Below are 2,369 nucleotides of genomic sequence, written 5' to 3' on the forward strand. Positions count from 1 at the left end.
GCCGAAACGCTGGATGGCGTCGAACAGATCGACGGCATCGGTTTCCAGTGGACGATCACGGCGCTGTCGCTGGATGCGGGCCTGCCGCTGGGCCCGCTGATCGGGCAGGGCGCGCTGCTGCAGATGCAGCAGGCCGACGGCAGCCTGCGGCCCTTGCATGGACGCATCACCGCCGCCGAGCGGCTGGGCAGCAATGGCGGCCTGGCGCGCTACCGGCTGCGCCTGCAGCCGTGGCTGGCGTTCCTGTCGCAGCGGGTGGACAGCTATGTGTTCCACGACAGGACGGTCGTGGAGATCGTCGAGGACATCTTCGCCGACTACGGTGGTCTGGCCCCGGCCTGGCGCTGGTCGCTGGCCGATGCCGGCCAGTACGCCCGGCGCAGCCTGACCACGCAGTACCAGGAAAGCGACCTGGCCTTCCTGCAGCGGCTGCTGGCCGAGGAAGGCATCTATTACTGGTTCGAGCATGCCGGTGACCCTGGCAGTGCCGACTTCGGCAGCCACACCCTGGTGCTGGCCGATCACAGCCATGACACCGCCGAGCTGGGCAGCGTGCGCTTCCATCGGCGCGATGAAAGCGAGCGCAGTGACAGCGTGCAGCAGTGGTCGACCGCGCACCGCTGGCGTCCGGGCAAGGTGCAGCGTGCCACCTGGGACTACCGCACCCTGGAGCGCCGCCAGGCCAGCGCCGAAAGCGGGCAGGCCAACGACCTGGGCATCATCGACCGCGACACCTGCGGCCCCTACGGCTGGCAGGACAATGCCCGCGGCCAGCGCCGCGCGCAGCAGCACCTGGATGCGCTGCGCGTGCGCGCGCAGACCATCGACGGTGCCGGCCAGTGGCGCACGCTGGCCCCGGGCGCACGGTTCGGCCTGTCGCAGCACCCGCAGGTGAGCCAGGACGCGCAGTTCCTGTGCCTGTCGGTGCAGCACCAGGCGCGCAACAACCTCGATGCCGATGTATTCGATGCGCTGGAGCAGACCCTGGGTCCGTCCAGCGTGGCCGCGCCGGCACTGCCGGGCGCGCTGTCGGGCCTGGCCAATGGGCGTGCGCCCGGTGAGGTCTCCACCGCCTTCTACGACAACCGCTTTGTGGCCATCCCGGCCGAAGTGACCTACCGGCCGCAGACCGACGATGGCCATGGCACGCATCTGCATCCGCGGCCGACCATCACCGGCACGCTCAGTGCGATCGTGGTCAGCGATGGCGACCCGCTGCTGTCCGACCGCGACCACCGCATCAAGGTGCAGTTCCCGTGGCAGCGCGGCGGCAACGCCAGCAGCGGGCTGGCCCATCCGGGTGGGGACGACAATGCCCCGGCCACCGGGGGGGCCTGGACGTGGGTGCGGGTGATGACCCCATGGGCGGGCGACAACTGGGGCGGCGTGGTGCTGCCACGGCGTGGCCAGGAAGTGCTGGTGGCGTTCCTGGAGGGCGACATCGACCGCCCGGTGGTGGTCGGTGCGGTGTACAACGGCCGTGGCCAGCAGGACGCGCAGCACAACCAGATCAACGGTGGCGGTGCCAACGCCACCGGTAATGCGGCGGCATGGTTCGAGGGCAACGATCACGCCGCGGTGTATACCGGTTTCAAGAGCCAGGCGCTGGCCGACAGCCAGGGCGGGCAGGGCGGCTACCAGCAGCTGCGCTTCGATGACACGCCGGGCCAGGGTCGCGCGCAGCTGTCCACCACCCAGCACGAGACCACCCTGACCCTGGGCCATCTCAAGGGCGGCCAGGACAACGTGCGCGAGGGCGAGCGGGGCTTTGGTGTGGAACTGTCCACGCAGGCCCAGGGTGCACTGCGCGCCGGCCGTGGCCTGCTGCTGACCACCGAGCCGGGTACGCCGCAGCTGGCGGCGCCGCAGGCACTGAGCCAGTTGCAGGAAAGCCAGCAGCTGCTGCAGCAGCTGGCCGAGTCGGCAGGCAAGCAGCAGGCGCAGCTGCCTGGCGAGGCGGCCGAACTGCCGGTGGACACGACGCTGACCGAACTGCAGGAGACCCTGCGCGCGACCCACAGTGGCAGCGCGGCGGGCAGCATCGCCGGTGGCGACGGCGAAGCGCCGGGCTGGAGTGCGCCTGTCCTGCTGGGCAGTGGCGTGGCCGGCGTGCTGAGCCTGACCCCGGCCGACCAGGTGTGGGTCAGCGGCACGCACACCACGCTGGCCAGCGGCGTGGCGCTGAACTGGATGACCCAGGGCTCACTGACGATGGCCGTGGCCGGCGGGCTGGTGCTGTACACCGCCGGCATGGAACCCAGCGGCGAGAGCCCGAACCAGGAGCGCGGCATCGCGCTGCATGCGGCACAGGGCAAGGTGAGTGCGCGTGCGCACAAGAACCAGGCGATCGTGGCGGCCAAGACGCAGGT

General features: G+C 70.8%; 1 protein-coding gene. It reads left to right on the forward strand.

Features of this window, described 5'->3' with window-relative positions; translation table 11 throughout:
* On the forward strand, window positions 1-2,369 hold a 2,369-nt coding region (locus ACVOMM_RS18625), incomplete at both ends, for a type VI secretion system Vgr family protein (protein ID WP_481526612.1).

Source organism: Stenotrophomonas sp. STEN009 (assembly GCF_056760395.1).